At 64.4% G+C, this 23,975-nt stretch carries 19 protein-coding genes and 2 pseudogenes; 12 read left to right on the top strand and 9 right to left on the bottom strand.

Translation table 11 applies throughout. The annotated features are described in order from the left end of the window. Window positions 1–103: 103 nt before the first annotated feature. On the bottom strand, window positions 104–670 hold the full coding sequence (locus tag B2D37_RS21845; RefSeq protein ID WP_177345300.1) for a pseudouridine synthase: 567 nt from the start codon (window positions 668–670) through the stop codon (window positions 104–106). 203 nt (window positions 671–873) lie between these two features. Between B2D37_RS21845 and B2D37_RS21840 the strand changes: the two genes are divergently transcribed. Further along, entirely contained in the window at window positions 874–1,908 is a 1,035-nt protein-coding gene (locus B2D37_RS21840) for an NAD(P)-dependent alcohol dehydrogenase (RefSeq protein WP_079204664.1), read from the top strand. A 94-nt stretch (window positions 1,909–2,002) separates the two neighbouring features. On the opposite strand, the gene amn is transcribed toward B2D37_RS21840, so the two are convergent. From amn to B2D37_RS21815, 5 genes and pseudogenes are all read right to left on the bottom strand, one after another. Further along, complete coding sequence (gene amn / locus B2D37_RS21835) at window positions 2,003–3,478, bottom strand: AMP nucleosidase (RefSeq protein WP_371915415.1); 1,476 nt, start codon at window positions 3,476–3,478, stop codon at window positions 2,003–2,005. A gap of 72 nt (window positions 3,479–3,550) precedes the next feature. Further along, window positions 3,551–3,877, bottom strand: a complete 327-nt coding sequence (locus B2D37_RS21830; RefSeq protein ID WP_177345254.1) for a DUF3703 domain-containing protein — start codon at window positions 3,875–3,877, stop codon at window positions 3,551–3,553. Between the two features lie 253 nt (window positions 3,878–4,130). Continuing rightward, entirely contained in the window at window positions 4,131–5,780 is a 1,650-nt protein-coding gene (locus tag B2D37_RS21825; protein ID WP_079204661.1) for an acyl-CoA dehydrogenase family protein, read from the bottom strand. Further along, on the bottom strand, window positions 5,777–6,418 hold the full coding sequence (locus B2D37_RS21820) for a TetR/AcrR family transcriptional regulator (RefSeq protein WP_079204660.1): 642 nt from the start codon (window positions 6,416–6,418) through the stop codon (window positions 5,777–5,779). Before B2D37_RS21820 ends, B2D37_RS21825 begins: the two co-directional genes overlap by 4 nt. 272 nt (window positions 6,419–6,690) lie before the next feature. Beyond that, a pseudogene (locus B2D37_RS21815) lies at window positions 6,691–9,070 on the bottom strand (7TM diverse intracellular signaling domain-containing protein). Window positions 9,071–9,388: 318 nt separating this feature from the next. Here B2D37_RS21815 and B2D37_RS21810 point away from each other — a divergent pair. From B2D37_RS21810 to B2D37_RS21790, 5 genes are all read left to right on the top strand, one after another. Continuing rightward, window positions 9,389–10,183 (top strand): hydroxymethylpyrimidine/phosphomethylpyrimidine kinase, encoded by a 795-nt coding sequence (locus tag B2D37_RS21810; RefSeq protein ID WP_079204659.1) that lies wholly within the window; start codon window positions 9,389–9,391, stop codon window positions 10,181–10,183. 13 nt (window positions 10,184–10,196) lie between these two features. Beyond that, window positions 10,197–10,826 carry a thiamine phosphate synthase gene (gene thiE, locus B2D37_RS21805; protein WP_079204658.1) on the top strand — a complete coding sequence of 210 codons (630 nt, stop codon included), beginning with the start codon at window positions 10,197–10,199 and terminating at the stop codon, window positions 10,824–10,826. Between the two features lie 54 nt (window positions 10,827–10,880). Further along, entirely contained in the window at window positions 10,881–12,170 is a 1,290-nt protein-coding gene (gene hemL, locus B2D37_RS21800; RefSeq protein WP_079204657.1) for a glutamate-1-semialdehyde 2,1-aminomutase, read from the top strand. Next, window positions 12,170–12,826: a hypothetical protein gene (locus B2D37_RS21795; protein WP_079204656.1), complete on the top strand. Its 657-nt coding sequence runs from the start codon at window positions 12,170–12,172 to the stop codon at window positions 12,824–12,826. Before hemL ends, B2D37_RS21795 begins: the two co-directional genes overlap by 1 nt. 92 nt (window positions 12,827–12,918) lie before the next feature. Beyond that, on the top strand, window positions 12,919–13,467 hold the full coding sequence (locus B2D37_RS21790; protein WP_079204655.1) for a tetratricopeptide repeat protein: 549 nt from the start codon (window positions 12,919–12,921) through the stop codon (window positions 13,465–13,467). A 122-nt stretch (window positions 13,468–13,589) separates the two neighbouring features. On the opposite strand, the gene B2D37_RS21785 is transcribed toward B2D37_RS21790, so the two are convergent. Next, on the bottom strand, window positions 13,590–13,913 hold the full coding sequence (locus B2D37_RS21785) for a DUF1820 family protein (RefSeq protein ID WP_079204654.1): 324 nt from the start codon (window positions 13,911–13,913) through the stop codon (window positions 13,590–13,592). A 131-nt stretch (window positions 13,914–14,044) separates the two neighbouring features. On the opposite strand from B2D37_RS21785, the gene miaB reads away from it, so the two are divergent. From miaB to lnt, 5 genes are all read left to right on the top strand, one after another. After that, window positions 14,045–15,376, top strand: a complete 1,332-nt coding sequence (gene miaB / locus B2D37_RS21780; protein ID WP_079204653.1) for a tRNA (N6-isopentenyl adenosine(37)-C2)-methylthiotransferase MiaB — start codon at window positions 14,045–14,047, stop codon at window positions 15,374–15,376. A gap of 200 nt (window positions 15,377–15,576) precedes the next feature. Further along, on the top strand, window positions 15,577–16,578 hold the full coding sequence (locus B2D37_RS21775; RefSeq protein ID WP_079204652.1) for a PhoH family protein: 1,002 nt from the start codon (window positions 15,577–15,579) through the stop codon (window positions 16,576–16,578). Further along, complete coding sequence (gene ybeY / locus B2D37_RS21770) at window positions 16,571–17,029, top strand: rRNA maturation RNase YbeY (protein ID WP_079204651.1); 459 nt, start codon at window positions 16,571–16,573, stop codon at window positions 17,027–17,029. Before B2D37_RS21775 ends, ybeY begins: the two co-directional genes overlap by 8 nt. 32 nt (window positions 17,030–17,061) lie before the next feature. After that, window positions 17,062–17,901: an HlyC/CorC family transporter gene (locus B2D37_RS21765; protein WP_079204650.1), complete on the top strand. Its 840-nt coding sequence runs from the start codon at window positions 17,062–17,064 to the stop codon at window positions 17,899–17,901. 258 nt (window positions 17,902–18,159) lie between these two features. Next, window positions 18,160–19,680: an apolipoprotein N-acyltransferase gene (gene lnt, locus B2D37_RS21760; RefSeq protein WP_079204649.1), complete on the top strand. Its 1,521-nt coding sequence runs from the start codon at window positions 18,160–18,162 to the stop codon at window positions 19,678–19,680. A gap of 201 nt (window positions 19,681–19,881) precedes the next feature. Here the strand turns inward: lnt and B2D37_RS21755 are convergent. Both B2D37_RS21755 and B2D37_RS21750 read right to left on the bottom strand, forming a co-directional pair. Further along, a pseudogene (locus B2D37_RS21755) lies at window positions 19,882–20,648 on the bottom strand (YdcF family protein). Between the two features lie 26 nt (window positions 20,649–20,674). After that, complete coding sequence (locus tag B2D37_RS21750) at window positions 20,675–21,070, bottom strand: hypothetical protein (RefSeq protein ID WP_371915414.1); 396 nt, start codon at window positions 21,068–21,070, stop codon at window positions 20,675–20,677. A gap of 257 nt (window positions 21,071–21,327) precedes the next feature. Here B2D37_RS21750 and leuS point away from each other — a divergent pair, with 257 nt between their 5' ends. After that, window positions 21,328–23,934, top strand: coding sequence for a leucine--tRNA ligase (gene leuS / locus B2D37_RS21745; protein ID WP_079204647.1), 2,607 nt, complete (start codon window positions 21,328–21,330; stop codon window positions 23,932–23,934). Window positions 23,935–23,975: the final 41 nt, after the last annotated feature.

Below are 23,975 nucleotides of genomic sequence, written 5' to 3'. Positions count from 1 at the left end.
TGTAGGGTGTCACTCGCCGCAGGCAGTGCACCGTGGGTCACCGACGCGGCACAAAGCTGGCGGGCTGTCGCTTCGCTCCGAACGGAACGCCGCCCGGACCGCCCTACAACCGCGCCTCGACTTCTTTCCACTCGCCGGGTTGCAGACCGTCCAGACTCCACGGGCCGATGCGCACGCGCACCAGACGCAGGGTCGGCAGGCCCACAGCCGCGGTCATGCGCCTGACCTGACGGTTGCGCCCCTCACGAATCACCAGCTCCAGCCAGGCGGTCGGCACGCTTTTACGAAAACGCACCGGCGGATCGCGCGGCCATAACTGCGGCTCATCCAGCAAGCGCGCCTCGGCCGGCAGGGTCGGCCCGTCGTTCAGCTCGACGCCTTCGCACAGGCGCTGTAGCTGTTCGGCCGTCGGCTCGCCTTCCACCTGCACCCAATAGGTTTTCGCCAGCTTGTGCTTGGGATCGGCAATTCGCGCCTGCAGGCCACCGTGATTGGTCAGCAGCAGCAAGCCCTCGCTGTCACGATCCAGGCGCCCGGCCGGGTAGACCCCGGGAACCGCGACGAAGTCCTTGAGGGTGGCGCGACCCTGCTCGTCGTTGAACTGGGTCAATACATCGAAGGGCTTGTTCAGCAGCAGCAAGCGCGGCGCGGTCGGTGGCGCCTTGGCCACCCGTCGGATGACAGGCTTGCCGGCGGATCGCGATGGCGTGGCAGAACGGGGCGGGCGTGGCATGCAGGCTCCGGGAGCAGAAACGGGGCGGCCAGTGTAACCGAGGCCACCCTTCGACCATCAGCCCGGCTTATGGGGGATTCCTTCGGCCGCGCGGGCGACTATGCTGGTTGGGTTCTGTTACCCGCACAGAGGGAATCCGCATGAGCTCGTCCGAATCCGTACTCGACACCTTCACCGGCTGGGCCGCCAAGACGCCAGGCGCGCCTCTCGAACAGCACAGCTACGACCCCGGCCCACTGGGCGCCGAGGAGGTCGAGGTGGCCGTCGAATACTGCGGCATCTGCCACTCCGACCAGTCGATGATCGATAACGAATGGGGCAACGCCCGCTATCCCTTTATCCCCGGGCACGAGGTGGTCGGCCGCATCGTCCGTGTCGGCGAGCAGGTGCGCGGCCTCGAACTTGGCCAGCGGGTCGGTATCGGCTGGTACAAGGGCAGCTGCATGCACTGCCACTCCTGCATGGAGGGCGCGCACCAGCTCTGCGGTTCGGTAAAACCGACCATCATCGGCAGCAACGGCGGTTTCGCCGACCGCCTGCGCAGCCACTGGGCCTGGGCCATCCCCCTGCCGCAAGGACTGGACCCCAGTCTGGTCGGTCCGCTGTTCTGTGCCGGTTCGACGGTATTCAGCCCACTCCTGGAGTTCAACGTAAAACCCACCGACAAGGTCGGCGTGGTCGGCATCGGCGGCCTGGGTCATTTGGCCCTGGGCTTTCTCAACGCCTGGGGCTGCGAAGTCACCGCCTTCACGTCGTCGCTAAACAAGCAGGAAGAAGCCAAGCGCCTGGGCGCGCACAAGGTCGTCGCCTCGACCGACAGCGCGGCCCTCAAGGCCATCGCCGGCAGCCTGGATTTCCTCCTGATCACCGCCAGCGCGGATCTGGACTGGAATGCCTTGATCGGCACCCTCGGAGGCAAGGGTCGCCTGCACTTCGTCGGCATAGTGCCGAGCGCCATCCCGGTGCATGTGTTCAACCTGATCCCGCGCCAACGCAGCCTGTCCGGCTCACCGGTGGGCTCGCCCGCGAACATGGTGACCATGCTCGAGTTCTGCGCCCGTCACCAGATCCTGCCGCAGGTCGAGATGTTCCCCATGAGCCGGGTCAACGACGCCATCGACCACCTGCGCGCCGGCAAGGCGCGCTACCGGGTGGTGCTGGACGCCAGCAAGTAATTGCCGAGGCCATGAGGTGCGCCCGCCCTACCCCTGTAGGAGCGGGGGCGGACGCCCAGTCCCATGCCCGCGAACCGAGACGGCGGTCAGCTAGCTAGCGGAACGGCGGCTCGTCGAAGCTGCGTAGCTTGCGCGAGTGCAGCGAGTTGAGCTGACTGCGCAGCAGATCGAGGGCGGCGATGCCGATGTGCAGGTGCTGGGTCACCGCCCGCTCGTAGAAGGCGCCAGCCGCACCAGGCAATTTGATCTCGCTGTGCAGCGGCTTATCCGAGACGCACAAGAGGGTGCCGTAGGGCACCCGCAGGCGATAGCCTTGGGCGGCGATGGTGCCGCTTTCCATGTCCACCGCCACGGCGCGCGACAGGTTGATCAGCGGCCGCTCCTGAGCCCAGCGCAACTCCCAGTTGCGATCATCGTAAGTCAGTACGGTGCCGGTACGCAGGCGCCGCTTGAGCGCATCGCCATGCTCGCCGGTGACTTGCGCGGCGGCCTCTTGCAAGGCCATCTGCACTTCGGCCAGGGCCGGCAGGGGAATATTGGGCGGCAGCACCCGATCGAGAATGCCGTCGCGGCGCATGTAAGCGTGGGCCAGCACGTAATCGCCGATGGTCTGCGATTGGCGCAGGCCACCGCAGTGACCGATCATCAGCCAGCAGTGCGGACGCAGCACGGCCAGGTGGTCGGTGATATTTTTTGCGTTGGACGGCCCCACGCCGATGTTCACCAGGGTGATGCCGTCGCCAGGACTGGCGCCCTGCAGGTGGTAGGCCGGCATCTGATAGCGGTGCCAGACCACGGTCTCGATGATCGCCTGCATTTCGCCTTCGGCCATGCCGCGTTCGATCACCACGTTGCCCGGCAGCACCATGCGCATGAAACGCGAATCAGCCTGCAGCACATCCAGGCCGTGACGAATGAACTGGTCGACGTAGCGGTGATAGTTGGTCAGCAAAATCCACGGTTGCACATGGCGCCAGTCACTGCCGGTGTAATGCACCAGGCGGCGCAGGGAAAAATCGACGCGCGCCGCATCGAACAGCGCCAGCGGCAATTGCTCCGCGCTCTCCCAGTCGTAGAGGCCATCGGCAGTGCCGTCGGTGGCGGCGGACAGGTCGGTGCTGGGGAAGACCCGCGCCAGTTGGGCGGCGGTAACCCCCGACCCTGCCAGCTCATCGCCATGCTCGACCACATAGGGATAGGGAATATTCTGCTGACTGATACCCACTTCGACACACACGGTAAAGTCATGCATCAGCGGCTGCAGTTGCTCCAGCAAGTAACTGCGGAACGCCTCGGGGTGAGTCACGGTGATGCTATAGGTACCCGGCACCTGGACCTTGGCATAGGCACGCAAAGTCGTGGGCACCTCGCCCTGACACAGGTAGGTCAGGCGCAGCTCGGGGTAGTGGAACTGGCGCAGTTGCTCGGCGTCCGGCTTGATACCCTCCTTGACATAGCGCTTGAGCGCCCGATTCAGGGCGCTGGTGGCCTGCTGATGGAGGGCGGCCAGGCGATCCACAGCCTCTTCGGCAGTAGTGGCGACGACGAAGTCTTCTGAACTGAGGGTCACGGCAGCTATTCCTGGCTGAATACACCTCCCTATCTTGCCCTGATCGCCGCGCCTTGGCATAGCGCGGCGTGGCTACTCCAGCAATCGCTGGAGATCCTCCGGCAACGGCTGCGCAGTCAAGGGCCCGACCCGCCGGGTGCCGGGGTTACCGAGCGGATACCAGCCAAGCAGCGAACCCAGGCTACCCGGCACCCGCAGCAACTGCGCGGCCAACTCCGCCCAGTCACGCTGGCGCCAGGCCCAGGCCAGCAGCCAGAGGTGGCTGCGCAGGTGATCGGCGAAGCGCGACTGGCCGAGGATATGCGCGCGCTCCAGATGCCGCAATTCGGCCTGTAGATCGATGCCGCGCTGCAGGCGGGCCTGATGGTACTCGTGCTGGAAGGCTTGTTGGCGGGTCATTTCACTCACTCCATTGCAAGGGGGGCCGCCAGTCTGCAACCGCGGGGCGGCCCCCGGGTCAAGCGCTGGATCAGTTACATCGCTTACCCCTATTGATGCAGGGGTACCTGAGCAGCTCGATAGCAGCACCCTGCCCGCTGCCATCCCCGCTGACGCGGGGAACACTTACAGAGGAGGCCGACTGGCTGCCACCGTACGGTTCACCCCCGCTGGCGCGGGGAGCATGTCGCTACTCACCTCCCTCCCTACTGCCTCAAAGCAGCTGCGGCGTGCTGCGCGCGACCAGTGCGGCGACGTCGATGCCGCGCGGCAGGGTGCCGTAGACCCGTCCGCCGCCGCCCAGACGGCTGGCGATAAAGGCATCGCTTACCACGGTGTTGCCGGCTTCCAGCAGTAGCTTGGCCTGCAGGGCCAGGGCCACGTCTTCGGTGAGTTGGCGGGCGCGGTACTGGATGTCGTCGGCATCGCGAAAATCCGCCTGGAGTTGGTCGATATGCCTTTTCAGCCGGGCATCGCCATGGCCGTCGCCCAGCTCGGCGAATAGTGCATCGAGCACGCCCGGCTCCTTCGACAGCGCGCGCAGCACGTCCAGGCACTGCACGTTGCCGGAGCCTTCCCAGGTCGAGTTGACCGGTGCCTCGCGGTACAGCCGCGGCAGGATGCTGTCTTCGACGTAGCCGGCGCCGCCCATGCACTCGGCGGCCTCGTTGATCATGGCCGGCGCGCGCTTGCAGATCCAGTACTTGCCCACCGCCGTGACCAGGCGGGCGAACTTGTCTTCCTGTTGGTCATGCGCGCTGTCCAGCGCCTTGCCCAGGCGCAGGGTCAGGGCCAGGGCGGCTTCGCTTTCCAGGGCCAGGTCGGCCAGGACGTTCTGCATCAGCGGTTGCTCACTGAGCACACGGCCGCCAACCTGACGGTAGGCGCAGTGATGGGCGGCCTGGGTCAGGGCCTGACGCATCAGGGCGCTGGAGCCGATCATGCAGTCGAAGCGGGTCAGCGCGACCATTTCGATGATGGTCGGCACGCCGCGCCCCTCCTCCCCGACCATCCAGGCCAGGGCGCCGCGGTACTCGATTTCACTGGAGGCGTTCGACCAGTTGCCCAGCTTGTTCTTCAGGCGCTGGATATACAGTTCGTTGCGCGTGCCGTCCGGGCGATGGCGCGGCAGCAGGAAGCAGGTCAGGCCCTTGTCGGTGTAGGCCAGGGTGAGGAAGGCGTCGCACATCGGCGCCGAGCAGAACCACTTGTGGCCGACCAGCTCATAGGCCTGACCCGGCCCGCCCGCGCCGACCGGGTAGGCGCGGGTGGTGTTGGCGCGCACGTCGGTGCCGCCCTGTTTCTCGGTCATGGCCATGCCGATGGTGGCGCCGCTCTTCTGCTCGATCGGCAGGTTGCGCGGGTCGTACTGGGTCGAGAGGATCTTCGGTAGCCAGATCTCGGCGATATCAGGCTGCAATTGCAACGCCGGCACGCTGGCGTAGGTCATGGTCAGCGGACAACCGCTGCCGGCTTCGGCCTGGCTGTGCAGGTAGCTCATGGCGGCGCGGGCGACCTGCGCACCGGCACGCGGCTCGGTCCAGGGCCGAGTGGGGATGCCATGCTCGATCGCCGCGCTCATCAGCTGGTGATAGGCCGGGTGGAACTCGACCAGGTCGATGCGCTGGCCATAGCGGTCGTGACTCTTGAACACCGGCTTGTTCTCGTTGGCGAGGAAGCCGGCGGCCATCAACTCGCCACCGGCCAAGGCACCATAACCGTCGATCCGCGCCTCGGCCCAGCCACCACCGAAGCGTTTGTTCCACTCCTGCAAGGGCAAGTCGATACGGTACAGATTGACCCCGTCCAGCGGCGGCACCTGATTGAACACTTCATGGGTTTCGGCTTGCTGACTGGCATTCATGACTGAGGCTCCTCGGCGCCGACGGCGCGTAGACAGAAGGTGACCAGACCCTGGCTGACTTCACTCAGGCTCAGGGCGGGATAACCCGCTTCGCGGGCAGCGCGCGCGGGGGGAGACAAGGGACCGACCAGGGCTTCGGCAATAGCGCCGACCAGGCAGGCAGCGCTCAAGCCGAGATGGGTGACGCGGAATACACCTGCAGCATTGCCTTCCTCGAGCAGCTCGCCGAACAACTCGGCATAGGCCTCGCGGTAGAGCAGACGCTGCTCGTCGACCTGTGGCTCGACCGGCTCGGCGATCAAGGCAAAGGCCAGGCGCCGGCTGTGCCAGGCCCGCGCAGCGAACTGCCGCAAGCCGGCGGCCAGGCGCTCGGCTGGTGGGCCCGGGGCACGCAGGGTCTGCAGCAGCGCCTCGAGCTCGCCCTGACTGGCGATAGCGAAGACTTCGGCGGCCAATTCGCCCTTGTTGTGAAAATGCCGGTACAGGCTGCCGGTGGCGATGCCCACGTCCTCGGCCAGCGCCTGCATGGTCAGGGCGGCAAAACCGCCAGCGACTACGCGGGCCAGGGCGCGGGCGAGAATCCGCTCGCGTAGCGCTTGATCGCGGTCGAGACGCAGGGCACTGGTACGATAAGTCATAGCCTGAATCCTGATTCATTAATTGAATTCAGTGAATCATGCTTCAGCGTTTGCGCAAAGGGGCATTTCGGCCAAGAGAGAGGGTTGGAGTCTGGACAACCGACGCGCCACATCGAGGTCGATCAGGCTTTTGCGTCCGATTTCGGTGGCGCAGATTCCGCTCGGATAGAGCCTATGCCCAAGCGCAATCCGGGAGAGCGACCGCTGATTGCGTCGACGCTTAGTCGGACTACGCGCCTGCGGTCCACCCCCATCATGCCTATGCGTTCGGTTCAGCCGGCGCGGCACAACACCCAGTCATGCAACAGGCCGCGCAACGCCTCGAATTTCACCGGCTTGGCCAGATAGTCATTCATTCCGGCCGCCAGACAGTGCTCGCGGTCGCCGCTGTGGCTGTGGGCGGTGATCGCCAGCACCGGCAGCTCAAGGCAACCGGGCAAAGCACGCAGCGCCCGGCAGGTGGCGAAACCGTCCATCACCGGCATCTGGCAATCCATGAGCACCGCATCGACCGATTCGCCACGCAGCACCTCAAGGGCCTCGGCACCGTTGTCGGCGGTGCGCACGCGGTAACCGAGCTTGAGTAACATGCCACGGCTCACCAGTTGATTGATCGCATTGTCCTCGACGATCAGCACCGTGCACCGTTCGGGTGGCGCAGCGCCTGGGTGCCGGTGCGGCGCACGAGGGCGGGCTGAGCGGCCGCCGGCAGCGGCAAGGCCAGCGGCACATGCAAGCGGAAGCGACTGCCCTGGCCGGGCTGTGACTCATGACTGAGGCTACCGCCGAGCAGATCGACCAGCTGCCGACAGATCGCCAGACCGATGCCCAGGCCACCGTACTCGCGGGTCATGGAACCGTCCAACTGCTGGAAGCGCTGATACAAGGACGCGTCCTGCGGCGCAGTGAAACCCACCCCGGTGTCGATCACCTCGATGCTCAGCGGCAGGCTCTCGGGCACTGTGCCGGCGCGGCCGACCCGCAGGCGAACCTCACCCTGGGCGGTGAACTTGACGGCGTTGTCGAGCAGATAGCTTAGGCACTGCGCCAGCTTGCCGACATCGCCTTCGAGGGTATCGGGCAGGCTTTCGTCCAGCTCCAAGACAAAGCGCAGACCCTTGTCCTCGGCATGCCGCGCGTACTGCGCGCGCAGGCCGTCGAGCAACCCGCGCAGGCTGAACGGCTCGCGCCGCGGATAGAGCTTGCCGGCCTGCAACTCGCTGAGGGCGAGGATGTCGTTGACCATGCGCATCATGTCCCGCGCCGAACTGGCGGCGGTTTTCTGGTACTGCGCCAGCTCGGCGTCCAGACTGACCGTCTGCATCAACTCCAGCGAGCCGATCACCCCGTTCATCGGCGTACGCAGCTCGTGGGTGACGGTGGCGAGGAATTCGTCCTTGAGCCGGTTACTGTTGGCCAGTTCCTGGTTCAGCGTCTCCAGCTTGCGCCCGCTATCCTGGAGAATCCGCGTGCGCTCCTCCTTCATCGCGTTGATCCGGTCGGCCAGGGCCAGCGACAGCAAGCCGACCTCCAGCGCCGAACCGATCTGGCTGGCATACATAGTCAGGAACATATTGGGCAGGTAGCCGAGCACCATCAGGCTGTTGATTGCGCCGCCGAGCAAAAAGGCGCTCCAGGCGATGATGAAGTAACGCGCCACGCGCATGCCGCGCAGCCAGGCGATGACCCCGGCGGCGAAGACCACCACGGTGAACAGCAGCGCCAGGTAGGTGGCCAGGCGCAGCGACAACGCATAGCTGACGGTCAGCGCCAGGATCATCACCCCGACACCGCTGGCCATCAGCGCCAGCAGCGTGCGGTCGACCCAGGGCTGTGTTCGGCGGTATGCAGGAAGCTGCGCGCGAACTGGCAGCCGAACAGCGCGGCCGAACCAATCAGAAAGGGCGTTGCGGCATTCGCCCACCAGGGGTTGTTGGGCCAGAAATACTCGATGCCGGCGCCGTTGACCGATACCTGATAGAGGCCGAACGAGGCGATATAGAGGATGTAATAGAGGTAGCTGGCATCCCTGACGCTGAGGAAGATGAACAGGTTGTAGATCAGCATCACCAGCAACACGCCGTAGATAATGCCGAGTACATAGACGCGTGCGGGCTGCTCTTCCAGGTAGGCATTGGGTGCCCACAGACTCAGCGGCGCCTGGATCGAACCCTGGCTTTGCAGGCGCAGATAGACGCGCCGCGGCTGGTTCGGCTGCAGGTCGAGTTCGAACAGGTAGTTGTGGTGCTTGATCTGCCGGCTGGCGAATGGCAGTGAGTCGCCGGTCCGCTGGGCTAGCTGGAACGTGCCCCGGGCGTCCGGCAGATACAACGCCAACTGATCCAGCGGCGGATAGGCCAGCTCCAGCAACCAGGGCTGCGGCCCGTCCGGCCGCTGCGGACGATATTCCAGGTCCAGGCGCAGCCAGAACACCGAACGCGAATAGCCGGCGTTGAGCACCGGCTGGTCATGCTGGCGAAAACTCGCCTGCAGCGCCGACGAGGTCACCTCGTCGATAGTCGCGTCACCGCGCACGTCCTCGAACACCTGGATGACCTGGCCAAGCGGCAGCATGCGGGTATGTTCATCGAACACCACGGCAGAGGCGCATAGCGGCCAGACTACGAACAGAAGAATCAGGAGGTAGCGCATGCGGACCCACGAAGGCGAAGTCGGGTAATGTCGGGATGCGCCGGAGAGCCCTCCTCTCCTGACTGACGCCGCCTCGCCTACCCGGTAATTTGAATGGCAGTCACTCTAGCACAGGCCTTGCGGCGGGAAACGGCGGCTGGCGCAAACATCCTGAACAGGCCATGCAAGGCTCTGCAATCAACGCCAGAGGCCGGCAGCAGCGCCTGACGAAAACTGCCGGCACGCTCAGGATCCCCCGCTGCAGCCGGGGCAATTTGACGTGAGCGCCGCGCACGCCCCGCGGTTCAATCGGGCCGTTTAATGCTAAGCTCGCGCACCATGAAAACGCCTACTTCCCGCCCCGTAGTGCTCTGCTTATCCGGCCACGACCCCAGTGGTGGTGCCGGCCTGCAAGCCGATATCGAAGCCTTGCTCGCGCAAGGCTGCCACGCCGCTCCGACGGTCACCGCGCTGACCGTGCAGGATACGGTGAATGTCTCCGACTTCCGCGTACTCGATCGCGACTGGGTGCTGGCCCAGGCCAATGCGGTGATCGCCGACCTGCCGATAGAGGCCGTCAAGCTGGGCATGCTCGGCTCGGTCGAGATGGTCGAGACCGTGCTGCAGATCATGCACAAGCTGCCGGGCATTCCGCTGGTCTGCGACCCGGTCTTGCGCGCTGGCGGCGGTGGCGCCCTGGGCAAGGATGAAGTCGGCTACGCCATGCGCGAACGCCTGTTTGCGGTCTCCACCATCGCCACGCCGAACCTGCCGGAAGCGCGCATCCTCGCCGAACTGCCGGACGGCACACCTGACCAGTGTGCGGAAAAGCTGCTGCCCTATATCCAGCACCTGCTGATCACCGGCGGCCACGGCGATGAGCACCAGGTACACAATCGCCTGTATTGCCGAGACGGCAGCCGTCACACCTTTACCTGCCAGCGCCTGCCGGGCAGCTACCACGGCTCCGGCTGCACCCTGGCCAGCGCCCTGGCCGGCCGCCTGGCCCTCGGTCAGGAGCTGGTCAGCGCCGTGCAGTTCGCCCTCGATTACACCTGGCGCACCCTGCGCGACGCCGAACAACCCGGCCACGGCCAGCACATCCCGCGCCGCCTGCCCCTGGATTTCTGCTGATGGAGAGCCGTCGATGAAACTGCGTGGCCTGTATGCCATCACCGACAGCCAACTGCTGGCTGGCGGCAAGCTGTTGCCTTACGCCGAGGCGGCGCTGAAAGGCGGCGCCACGCTACTGCAATACCGCGACAAATCCAGCGACGAGGCGCGCCGCCTGCGCCAGGCCGAAGCCCTGCGTGAGCTGTGCAACCGCTACGGCGCCGGACTGATCATCAACGACGACGCCGAACTGGCCGCACGCCTCGGCGTCGGCCTGCACCTGGGCCAGACCGACGGCTCGCTGTCCGTCGCGCGCGCCCTACTCGGGCGCCAGGCGATCATCGGCGGCACCTGCCATGCGCAACTGGAACTGGCCGAAGCGGCCGCCAAGGAAGGCGCCAGCTATGTTGCCTTCGGCCGCTTCTTCGACTCCAACACCAAGCCCGGCGCCCCCAGTGCCACGGTCGAACTACTGGATGAGGCGAAAAGACGCATCAGCCTGCCGATCGTCGCCATCGGCGGCGTGACCCTGGACAATGCCGCCCTGCTGATTGCCCGTGGCGCCAGCATGGTGGCGGTGATCCACGCACTGTTCGGCGCCGACTCGGCCGCCGAAGTCGAACGCCGCGCTCGCGCCTTCAGCGCCCTGTTCGCCACCCACTAACTGATTTGCGGGGCGGCCCGACTCGCCCCGATTCGATATCTGAGAGGCCCTGCCATGTCCCGTTCCGAAATCCTCTTCGCCCACGCCCAGGAGCATATCCCCGGCGGAGTCAACTCGCCGGTACGCGCCTTCAAGAGCGTCGGCGGCACGCCGCTGTTCTTCAAGCACGCGGCCGGTGCCTATGTAACGGACGAGGATGACCAGCGCTACGTGGACTACGTCGGTTCCTGGGGCCCGATGATCCTCGGCCACAGCCACCCGGATGTGCTCGACGCCGTGCGCCGCCAACTGGAACACGGCCTGTCCTACGGCGCGCCAACCGCCATGGAAACCGAGATGGCCGACCTGGTCTGCGCCATGGTGCCGTCCATCGAGATGGTGCGCATGGTCAGCTCCGGCACCGAAGCGACCATGAGTGCGATCCGCCTGGCGCGCGGCTTCACCGGCCGCGACAGCATCATCAAGTTCGAAGGCTGCTACCACGGCCATTCCGACAGCTTGTTAGTTAAAGCCGGCTCCGGCCTGCTGACCCAGGGCGTACCGAGTTCGGCCGGGGTGCCGGCGGCCTTCGCCAAACACACCCTGACCCTGCCGTTCAACGACAGTGCCGCGGTCGAGCAGATGCTCGCCGAGGTCGGCCAGGAAGTCGCCTGCATCATCGTCGAGCCGGTGGCCGGCAACATGAATTGCGTACCGCCGGCACCGGGCTTTCTCGAAGGCCTGCGCGCGCAGTGCGACAAGCATGGCGTGGTGCTGATCTTCGACGAAGTGATGACCGGCTTCCGCGTCGCCCTCGGCGGAGCCCAGGCGCATTACGGCGTCACCCCGGACCTGACCACCTTCGGCAAGATCATCGGCGGCGGCATGCCGGTCGGCTGCTTCGGCGGCAAGCGCGAGATCATGCAGTGCATCGCTCCGCTCGGCCCGGTCTACCAGGCCGGCACCCTGTCCGGCAACCCGCTGGCCATGGCCGCCGGCCTGGCCACCTTGAAGCTGATCAGCCGCCCGGGCTTCCATGCCGAGCTGAGCGACTACACCGCACGCATGCTGCAGGGCCTGCAGGATCGCGCCGATGCCGCCGGCATCCCCTTCGTCACCACCCAGGCCGGCGGCATGTTCGGCCTGTACTTCAGCGAGCGCGAGGCCATCGTCACCTTCGAAGACGTGATGAGCAGCGATGCCGGGCGCTTCAAGCGCTTCTTCCACCTGATGCTGGATGGCGGCGTCTACCTGGCTCCGAGCGCATTCGAAGCCGGCTTCACCTCCATCGCCCACGGCCAGACGGAGCTGCAGATCACCCTGGACGCCGCCGAGCGCGCCTTCGCCGAACTGAAAAAAGCCTGATGCAGTACAGCACCGCCCTGTCCGACGGCATCCTGGCGTTGGCCTGTCTGGCCTGCGTCATTGCCATCGGCAAGGCGCGCAAGGGTTATGGCGAAGCCGATCAGCCGGCGCTGTTCTGTGCCCTGCTCGGCTTTCTCCTGGCGGCCGCCGCCGCCAGCGTCGGCGTCATGCGTTACGCCGTCGACCCGGGCTGGCAGGCTGCCCACCTGTGGCTGAGCCAGGCCAGCAATTTTCTCGGTCTGCCGCTGCTGGGCGTGGCCGCGCTTGCCCTGGGCCGTGGCTGGGCCTGGAGCCGACCGAACTGGGGCCGCGTGGTGCTGGGGCTGTGCGCCTTCTTCGAGCTGTTCCGGCAAATGAACCTGCTCGAGGACTACCGCCTGCTGCTGACCCTGACGAGCCTGCTGCTGATTGGCTATGCCGGCGCTATCCAATGGCCGCGGCGCACGCCCGCATGTGCCGCGGTGGCAGTTGCCGGCCTGTTTTTGCTGGCCACGCTGGCGGTCGGCAGCGACGACTTTATCGGTCCGTTGCGCCGCATCGACCTGCTGCATGCCTTGCTGACGCCGGCCTACCCGCTGCTGGCCTGGCTGCTACTGACCCTGCCGGGCCACGCAGAAGATTGCGCCGACAGAGAAAACCCCGTAAAGACTTTGTAAGAACGCCACTGCTTATTTCATAATGCCAACGCCGACGCACCTTGTCGGCCGGATTCGACCCCCGCACCGCTTCCCGAGGTACACGGATTTCCATGAACTGCACCGGCCGCACCCTATCTCTGGGCTGCCTGCTGCTTCTTCTGCCGCTGCTTGCGCTCGCAGGTGGCAACACCCTGCTGATCCCCGCAACCGGCAGTTGCTCGCTGAATACAGCGCCCGAAGACCTGCCCGACGCGCTGGCCGCCTGCCAGCAAGCGGCGCAGAACGGTGACCCGCAAGCCGAATATGAGCTGGGCGAATTCTTTTACGAGGGCAAGCGTGCGCCGCGCGACCTGGCGCAAGCGCTCAACTGGTTCGAGCAGGCTTCGCTGCAAGGTCATGCCCAGGCGCAATACCGCCTGGGCATGATGTTCTTCCGTGGCGAAGGCGTACCGGCGAACAACGTGCAAGCTTATATAGTGCTGAAGATGGCCGCAGTAAATGGCTCGGACGAAGCCATGGACAGTGCAGACCTAGTCTCGGCGCGCATGCAGCGCGAGGAACTGGAGATTGCCGGCCAGGTACTCGGCGAAATATTCCGCAACTACCTGCTCGAACTCCAGGCCGCCGACGGCCAATCGCCGTTCGCGCCACTGCCGTAGCCTGGACTGACTCGCAGGACGGGCCAAGCCGCGCAGGCTGAGCCGATACACCGATCACCAAGCGACATGGGTATCGCTTCGCTCAACCCATCCTACCGGCTACATCAGGTTCGCTTGACGCCTTATTTATCCGGCATCGGCATCGGGAACGGCATGACGTTGCCGCCCCCCTTGGCCTCGCTGATCTTCGGCGTGCCCAGCCGCTCGACCTCGTCGATACGGATGATCGCGTGCATGGGCAAGAAGCTGCGCACCACGCCGTCGAACTGGGCCTTGAGTTTCTCTTCGCTGGGATCGACCACCACCTGGGTCCGCTCCCCGAAGACGAACTCCTCCACTTCCAGGAAGCCCCACAGATCGCTCTGAAAGATCTGCTTGGCGTACATTTCGTACACCTGACCCTGGTTGAGGAAAATCACCTTATAGATAGGTTCGCGTTTGCTCATGAATGCAAGTCTAGACTGGAGGGGAAATAAGAGGGCGCAAATCATAGCACAGCCACCGGGCAGGCAATGCTAGGAAGCCAGCCGTTCGGCCACTATAATGTGCGGTTCTTCGAATCACCCTTTGAGGGCGCATGACCAAGAAGCTTTATATCGAAACCCACGGTTGCCAGATGAACGAGTACGACAGCTCGCGCATGGTCGACCTGCTGGGCGAACATCAAGCCCTGGAAGTCACCCCACGGGCAGAAGACGCCGATATCATCCTGCTCAACACCTGTTCGATCCGCGAAAGAGCCCAGGACAAGGTGTTTTCCCAGCTTGGCCGCTGGCGCGAGCTGAAACTGGCCAACCCGGACCTGGTGATCGGCGTCGGTGGCTGCGTGGCCAGTCAGGAAGGCGCGGCGATCCGCGACCGCGCGCCCTATGTCGACGTCGTCTTCGGCCCGCAGACCCTGCACCGCCTGCCGGAAATGATCGCCGCCGTGCGCAGCACCAAGCTGCCGCAGGTGGATATTTCCTTCCCCGAGATCGAAAAATTCGACCGCCTGCCCGAACCACGGGTCGACGGTCCCAGCGCCTATGTCTCGGTGATGGAAGGCTGCAGCAAGTACTGCACCTTCTGCGTGGTGCCCTATACCCGCGGTGAGGAAGTCAGCCGACCACTGGCCGGCGTCCTCGCCGAAGTGCTGCACCTGGCCGAAAACGGCGTGCGCGAAGTCACCCTGCTCGGGCAGAACGTCAACGGCTACCGCGGCGAAGCCCAGGAGGGTCAGCTCGCCGATTTTGCCGAATTGCTCTACGCCGTGGCCGCCATCGACGGCATCGACCGCATTCGCTACACCACCAGCCACCCGCTGGAATTCTCCGATGCGCTGATCCAGGCCCATGCCGAGATCCCCGAACTGGTGAAATACCTGCATCTGCCGGTGCAGTCGGGCTCCGATCGCATTCTCGCGGCCATGAAGCGCAACCACACCGCCCTCGAGTACAAATCGCGCATCCGCAAGCTGCGCGCCGCAGTGCCGGACATCCTGATCAGCACGGACTTCATCATCGGCTTCCCCGGCGAAACCGAGAAAGATTTCGAGCAGACCATGAAGCTGATCGAGGAGGTCGGTTTCGACTTCGGCTATTCCTTCATTTACAGCTCGCGCCCCGGCACCCCGGCGGCGGACCTGGTCGACGACACTCCGGAAGAGCTGAAAAAGCAGCGCCTGGCGATCCTGCAACAACGCATCAGCCAACAAGGTGCCGAAAACAGCCGGCGCATGGTCGGCACAGTGCAGCGCATCCTGGTCAGCGATTACTCGAAAAAGGACCCCGGCATGCTCCAGGGTCGTACCGAGAGCAACCGGGTGGTCAACTTCCGCACCGACAACCCACGCCTGATCGGTCAGTTCGTCGACGTGCATATCGACGACGCGCGGCCCAACTCGTTGCGCGGCAGCCTGCTTGGTGAGTGAGCGGACGCGGATTATGAAGCAATGCCATGGACCCGCACGCCATGCGCAGCATTGGCCTCGGGCCTATGCCGCGCACTCCGCACCCTATCCAGACCGACCACAGACGATGCTAAAGTTGCAGCAGTCCGCGCTTTCCCGCGCGCACGCCTAGCGGTATTCTTCGCCTCACTACCCAGCCGACTGGCGGCCATCAAACGACCTTGAACGCATCCATAGAACCACATCGCTTTATCCTCGAACCCTTTGAAGCTCGCCGCTTTGCCAGTCTCTGCGGGCAATTCGACGAGCACCTGCGCCTGATCGAACAGCGCATGGCCATCGAGATCCGCAACCGCGGCAACCAGTTCGAGCTGATCGGCACACCGGAGCAAACCACCTCCGCCGAACAATTGCTGCGCCGCCTCTACCGCGAAACCAAAAGCACGGAGCTGTCACCGGACATGGTGCACCTGTTCCTGCAGGAATCCGGCATCGAGGATCTGGCCAACCCCAACGCCGAGCCCAGCATCGCCCTGCGTACGCGCAAAGGCATGGTGCGGCCGCGCGGGGCCAACCAGCAGCGCTACGTCAAAGCCATTCTCGAGCACGACATCAACTTTGGCGTCGGCCCGGCCGGCACCGGTAAGACCTACCTGGCGGTGGCCTGCGCCGTGGATGCCCTGGAACGCGAGCAGATTCGCCGCATCCTGCTGGTACGCCCTGCGGTGGAAGCCGGCGAGAAGCTCGGCTTTCTGCCTGGCGATCTGTCGCAGAAGATCGACCCCTACCTGCGCCCGCTATACGACGCACTCTACGAGATGCTCGGTTTCGAGCAGGTGGCCAAGCTGATCGAGAAACAGGTGATCGAAGTCGCGCCGCTGGCCTATATGCGCGGCCGCACGCTGAACAACAGCTTCATCATCCTCGACGAAAGCCAGAACACCACCCTGGAACAGATGAAGATGTTCCTCACCCGCATCGGTTTCGGTTCAACGGCCATTATTACCGGCGATATTACCCAGGTCGACCTGCCGCGCGGCACCAAGAGCGGCCTGACCCACGTGATCGACGTGCTGCACGACGTCCCAGGCATCAGCTTCACTCACTTCAAGTCCAAGGACGTGGTGCGCCACCCCCTGGTGCAACGCATCGTCGAAGCCTACGAACGTTACGACAACCGCATGCACGGCAAGCTGGCAGACGAGGACGACGGCAATGCTTGAGCTGGACCTGCAGGTCGCCAGCAAAGCTGCCGACCTGCCGAGTGAGGCGCAATTTCGCGCCTGGTGCGAAGCCGCCCTGCGCCAGCGTAGTGCCGATTCCGAACTGACCATCCGCCTGGTCGATGAGACCGAAGGCCGCGAGCTCAATCACACCTACCGCCAACGCGACTACGCCACCAATGTGCTGTCGTTCCCCGCCGATGTGCCCGACGAAATGCTCGACATCCCCCTGCTCGGCGATCTGGTGATCTGCGTGCCGGTGGTCGAGCGCGAGGCGCTGGAGCAGGCAAAGACCCTGGAAGCGCATTGGGCCCACATGGTGATCCACGGCTGCCTGCATCTACTCGGTTACGACCATATCGAGGATGAGGAAGCCGAGGAAATGGAAGCCCTGGAACGAGAATTGCTGGCTGATCTGGGTCATCCCGACCCTTACGCCGACCACGAATAACCAACCCGACACAAGGATTTGAGTACAACCCCATGAGCGAAGACCGATCGAGCAACGAGCAGAAGTCCTGGTTGAATAAACTGACCCAGGCTTTTGCTCATGAGCCGAAAAATCGCCAGGAACTGCTGGAAGTTCTGCGCGAAGCACACCAGAACAAGCTGCTCGACAGCGAAGCGCTGGCCATAGTCGAAGGCGCCATCCAGGTGGCCGACCTGCAAGTTCGCGACATCATGGTCCCGCGCTCGCAAATGATCAGCATCAAAGCCAACCAGACGCCCAAGGAATTCCTGCCCTCGATCATCGAAGCCGCTCACTCGCGTTATCCGGTAGTGAGCGAGAGTCTCGACGATGTGATCGGCATCCTGCTGGCCAAGGATCTGTTGCCACTGGTGCTGCTGAATGAGCAGCCGAACTTCGATATCAAGGATGTGCTGCGCCCGGCGACCTTCGTCCCCGAATCCAAGCGGCTCAACGTGCTGCTGCGCGAGTTCCGCGCCAACCACAACCACATGGCCGTGGTAATCGACGAATACGGCGGCGTGGCCGGCCTGGTGACCATCGAAGACGTGCTCGAGCAGATCGTCGGCGACATCGAGGACGAGCACGATGTCGAGGAAGACAGCTACGTCAAGCCACTGCCCAGCGGCGACTTCCTGGTCAAGGCGCTGACCCCGATCGACAGCTTCAACGAATCCTTCGACACCCAGTTCTCCGACGATGAGTTCGATACTGTCGGCGGCCTGGTGATGAGCGCCTTCGGCCACCTGCCCAAGCGCAACGAAGTGACCGAAATCGGCGAATTCCGTTTCCGCGTACTCAACGCCGACAGCCGCCGCATTCACCTGCTGCGCCTGACCCCACTGGTGCGCTGAAGCGCTTGCAATGCTTTGGTCGGATGGCCCACTGAAAAATGTAATGCGCAACGACTAGGCGCGCAGGCCTAGTCGCTGGCGCATTCGAGGCCGCATGACTCGCTTCGCGGCGTAGCAACGCTGCATAGCCGGGCGTAGTAGTTTTTCAGTGGCCGGTTAGGCGTGCAACGCCGTACCCATCAATACCCCCGACAAACCTTCCCCCCTTCCGCATTCCGCTCTACCCTTGCGCCACCCCAATCCAAGGACCTGCATTCAATGCACTGGATAACTCGCTCCGGCTGGCCGGGCAACCTGATCGCCCTCGCGGCCGGCGCTATAACCACGCTGGCGCTTGCGCCTTTCGACCTGTGGCCGCTGGCACTGCTCTCGCTTGCTCTGTTTTATCTCGGCCTGCGCGACCTGAACCCGCGCCAGGCGGCATGGCGCGGCTGGTATTACGGCTTCGGCCTGTTCGCCGCCGGCACCAGCTGGGTCTACGTCAGCATCCACGACTACGGCGCCGCCTCGCCGGCCCTGGCCGCCTTCCTCACCCTCGGCTTTGTCGCCGGCCTGGGCCTGCTGCTGGCCCTGACCGCCTGGCTGTGGGCGCGCTGGCTACGCCGCAATGAAGCACCACTGGCCGACGCCCTGGCCTTCGCGGCCCTGTGGCTAGCCCAGGAAGTCTTCCGCAGTTGGTTCCTCACCGGTTTCCCCTGGCTCTACGCCGGCTACAGCCAACTCGACGGCCCATTGGCCGGCCTCGCACCCGTCGGCGGAGTATGGCTGCTGTCCTTCGTCCTGGCCTTGAGCGCGGCGCTGCTGGTCAACCTGGCGCAACTGCGCGCGCGCAAGGTCTTTCTCGCCACCGGCGTGGTGCTGCTGGCCGCCCCCTGGATCGCCGGCCTCGCCCTCAAGGGCCACGCCTGGACCAGTCCGGCCGGCGAGCCGCTCAAGGTTGCGGCCATGCAAGGCAATATCGAGCAGAACCTGAAATGGGATCCGGCCCAACTCAACGCGCAACTGGCGCTGTACCGCGAGCTGAGCTTCAGCGCCCAACCGACTGACCTGATCATCTGGCCGGAAACCGCGGTGCCGGTGCTCAAGGAGCAGGCGGCCGGCTACCTCAGCGTCATGGCTCGCTTCGCCAGCGAGCGCCAGGCCGCACTGATCACCGGCGTACCCATTCGCCAGGCCAACGAGCGGGGTGAGCCGCGTTACTACAACGCGGTCAGCGTGGTAGGCCAGGGCGGTGGTGACTACCTCAAGCAGAAACTGGTGCCCTTCGGCGAATACGTCCCCCTACAGGAGGTGCTGCGCGGGCTGATCGCCTTCTTCAACCTGCCGATGTCGGACTTTGCCCGCGGCTCGGCCGACCAGCCGCTGCTACAGGCCAAGGGCTACAAGATCGCCACCTTCATCTGCTACGAAGTGGTCTACCCGGAGTTTGCCGCCGGGCTCGCCGCACAGAGCGAACTGTTGCTGACGGTGAGCAATGACGCCTGGTTCGGCAGCTCGATCGGCCCGCTGCAGCACTTGCAGATGGCCCAGATGCGCGCCCTCGAAGCCGGACGCTGGATGATCCGCGCGACCAACAACGGCATGACCGTGCTGATCGATCCCTTCGGCCGGATCACCGAGCAACTGCCGCAGTTCGAACAAGGCGTGCTCTACGGTGAGGTGGTGCCCATGCAACAGCTGACGCCTTATCTGTATTGGCGCGGCTGGCCACTGCTGATCCTCTGTACCCTGCTGTTTGCCTGGGCACTACTGGCCGGGCGCATGGCCAAGACGCTGTAGCTGCGGGGATTAGCGCTGCCTGGCTGCGCGGCCAGCGCAAGCAGGCTGCGCATTCGGCGGCCTGCTTTGGTCGCCCGGATTACCTTGACCGATGAGAGCTGGGCAGGCTGGGTGACGCCTTTTGCATCTACCCGCGCGATTGGTGGATGAATAAAGCCTGCCGCAGACCTTGCCCATGAACACAGGATCTACGGGAGCAACTTACGGCTGGCCGTAGACCAGGGGATAGAACAACAAGCCCAGCGCCTCGTTGAGCAACAGACTGCTCTGCCATAGCGCCTTGCTTTCCGGTAGCCAGCCGCCCGCCGGGCGGCCGTTGGCTACGCCGAGAAAGCCAACCGGCGCGCTTAACACCTGAAACCCCGCCTGTTCGAAACACCAGCGCGCCCGGGGCATATGCCAGGCCTGAGTGACCAGCAGCACACGCCTGACCCCGTCCTGGTGCAGCAACTCGGCGCTGTGGGTCGCGTTTTCCCAGGTCGTGCGGCTCGCCTCTTCCTGCCAGCGCACCGGCATGCCGTAATCACGCGCCAGCACCTCAGTCATCAGGGCGGCTTCACTGGGCGGCTGACCATCATGCCGGCCGCCACTGATCGCCAGCGGCACGCCCGAGGCCTTGGCCAGACGCGCGGCATAGCGCAAGCGTTCCAGCGCCAGCGAACTCGGTTGATCGCCACCCCAGGCCGGATCACCCTGTTCGCGCCCAGCGCCGAGCACGACAATCGCATCCACCTGCTGCGCCAGATCGACCCAGCGCGCCTCGGCCAGCGCCGGCTCACGCTCCAGCAGACGCGCCGACCACTGCACCGCGACGGGCAGGCTCAGCAACCACAGCCCCCGACCGCCAGGCCGAAACAGGCGGTGGCCACACGCGGAAAACGCTTGCGTAACCACCAGGCGACAAGCAACGCGAGCAGCAATACGCCCGGCGGCAGCAACAGTTGTTTGAATATGTAGCGAATAGCCATCAGACACCTCTCGGGTGCCCGGCAGCCTAACGTTGATCGCTCGCCCGGAACAGCTGCGAACCACACGAAGTGCAGGCGTGCACCCTCTGTCCTGGTCGCCAGCTGGCAACCACACCGCATAGCGCGCAACACAGCTGTACCCGCCGTTTGACCAGCGGTTTGATCTTGCCGAGTGGCTTACCCGCCGTTCTCAGCGTGGCACGGTTGGCCTTGGCTGCGCGCGCGGGCCAGTGCTCGATCACCGCCAACTCCTCGGCCGCGGCATGCCAGCCACGCAACCAATTCAGGTCATGATCCATATAGGCATGAATCAACTCCAACTCCGCCGCGGTCAGGTCGCGCAACTCCAACTCATCCGGCGCCTTGGCAGACAGGCGAGCCATATTGTCGGCTTCATCCAGCGCCACGGAAAGGCGCTGCAACAACCGCTCATATAGCCCCCCGACCCCGACGCCTCTACTCGTCGCAACTCACCCATCCAATCACCTCATGCCGGACTCAATCGTCCGGCTCATACATCAAGCTTAGCGGCAGGCTTTGAACCGGCCCAGCGCCGCGACAAACGGCGAGGCGTCGGCCTTGGGCCGGCCTTGCAGTGCAATCAGGGTTTCCCTCAGTTGCGGGGGGTCATGTATGCTACGGCGTTTCCAGAAAGTCCCTTTCCTTAGCGCCAGTAGCCATGCACGAACAGTATCAGCCACGCGAAATCGAAGCCGCCGCGCAATCCCACTGGGACTCGCAAAAATCCTTTGTAGTGAGCGAACAGCCAGGCAAGGAAACCTTCTATTGCCTGTCGATGTTCCCCTACCCCAGTGGCAAGTTGCACATGGGCCATGTGCGCAACTACACCATTGGTGACGTGATTGCCCGCTACCAGCGCATGCTCGGCAAGAACGTGCTGCAGCCGATGGGCTGGGACGCTTTCGGCATGCCGGCGGAAAACGCCGCGATGAAGAACAAGGTCGCGCCCGCCAAGTGGACCTACGAGAACATCGAGTACATGAAGACCCAGCTGAAAAGCCTGGGCCTGGCCGTCGACTGGTCGCGCGAAGTGACCACCTGCAAGCCGGACTACTACCGCTGGGAACAATGGCTGTTCACCCGCCTGTTCGAGAAAGGCGTGATCTACCGCAAGAACGGCACGGTCAACTGGGATCCGGTGGATCAGACCGTACTGGCCAACGAGCAGGTCATCGACGGTCGCGGTTGGCGATCCGGCGCGGTGATCGAAAAACGCGAAATCCCCATGTACTACTTCAAGATCACCGCCTACGCGGAAGAGCTCTTGAGCAGTCTGGACGACCTGGATGGCTGGCCGGAACAGGTCAAGACCATGCAGCGCAACTGGATCGGCAAATCGCGCGGCATGGAAGTCAGCTTCCCCTATGACCTCGCCAGCATCGGCGAGAGCGGTGCGCTGAAAGTCTTCACCACCCGCCCCGACACCCTGATGGGCGCGACCTATGTCGCAGTAGCCGCCGAGCACCACCTGGCGACGCTTGCCGCGCAGAACAACGCCGAACTGCAAGCCTTTATCCACGCATGCAAAAGCGGCAGCGTCGCCGAAGCCGACGTGGCCACCCAGGAAAAGAAAGGCCTGCCCACCGGGCTGTTCGTCGAGCACCCGCTGACCGGTGAAAAGCTGCCGGTATGGGTCGCCAACTACGTGCTGATCCATTACGGCGACGGTGCGGTGATGGCCGTACCGGCTCACGACGAGCGCGATTTCGAGTTCGCCCGCAAGTACGACCTGCCGATCAAGCCAGTGATCCGCACCAGCGCCGGCGATGAAACTCCGGCGCCCTGGCAGGACGCCTATGGCGAGCACGGCAGCCTGATCAACTCCGGCGACTTCGACGACCTGGATTTCCCGGGGGCCTTCGACGCCATCGAAGTCGCCCTGCAGAAGAAGAATCTCGGTCAATCGCGCACCCAGTTCCGCCTGCGCGACTGGGGTGTCAGCCGCCAACGCTACTGGGGCTGCCCGATCCCGATCATTCATTGCGACAGCTGCGGCGACGTGCCGGTGCCGGAAGACCAGTTGCCGGTGGTGCTGCCCGAGGACGTGGTACCGGACGGCGCCGGCTCGCCGCTGGCGCGCATGGCCGAGTTCTACGCGTGCAGCTGCCCGACATGCGGCGCACCGGCCAAGCGTGAAACCGACACCATGGACACCTTCGTCGAATCGTCCTGGTACTTCGCCCGCTACACCTCTCCGCAGTACAGCAAAGGCATGGTCGACCCGGCCGCCGCCGACCACTGGCTGCCGGTGGATCAGTACATCGGCGGTATCGAACACGCCATTTTGCACCTGCTCTACGCGCGCTTCTTCCACAAGCTGATGCGCGACGAAGGCCTGCTCAACTCCGACGAGCCGTTCAAGAATCTGCTGACCCAGGGCATGGTGATCGCCGACACCTATTACCGCACCCTGGAGAATGGCGGCAAAGACTGGTTCAACCCGGCCGACGTGGAAATCGAGCGCGACGCCAAGGGCAAGGTCATTGCCGCCAAGCTGAAGAGCGACGGCCTGGCCGTGGAAATCGGCGGCACCGAGAAGATGGCCAAGTCGAAGAACAACGGCGTCGACCCACAGGCGATGATCGATGCCTACGGTGCCGACACCTGCCGGCTGTTCATGATGTTCGCCTCGCCGCCAGACATGAGCCTGGAGTGGTCCGACTCCGGCGTCGAGGGCGGCAGCCGTTTCCTCCGTCGAGTCTGGCGCCTGACTCAGGCCCACGTCAGCGCCGGCCTGCCGGGGACGCTCGACAAAACCGCCCTGAGCGATACCCATAAAGAAATCCGCCGCGCCATCCATCTGGCGATCAGGCAAGCCAGCCAGGATATTGGCCAGCATCACAAATTCAACACTGCCATCGCCCAGGTGATGACCCTGATGAACGTGCTGGAAAAGGCCGCCCAAGAGACCGCCCAGGATCGCGCCCTGCTCCAGGAAGGTCTGGAAAGCGTGGCCCTGCTGCTGGCCCCGATCACTCCGCATATCAGCCATCAACTGTGGCTGGAACTTGGCCACCCGGGCGCGATCATCGACGCCCAGTGGCCGGCAGTGGATGAGTCGGCGCTGGTGCAGGACAGCCTGCAGCTGGTGATCCAGGTAAACGGCAAGTTGCGCGGCCATATCGACATGCCTGCTTCGGCCACCCGCGAGGAAGTCGAAGCGGCGGCGCGGGCCAACGAAAATGTATTGCGCTTCACCGAAGGCTTGAGCATCCGCAAAGTGATTGTGGTGCCGGGCAAGCTGGTCAACATAGTCGCCAACTAAATAGTCGCCAACCGACAAAGCTCGACACGGCCGCAAAGCGC

The organism is Pseudomonas sp. CC6-YY-74 (genome assembly GCF_002025205.1).
Taxonomy (GTDB): domain Bacteria; phylum Pseudomonadota; class Gammaproteobacteria; order Pseudomonadales; family Pseudomonadaceae; genus Aquipseudomonas; species Aquipseudomonas paeninsulae.
The sequence above is the reverse complement of the archived record's forward strand: the minus strand, read 5'-3'. Positions and strand labels throughout refer to the sequence as shown.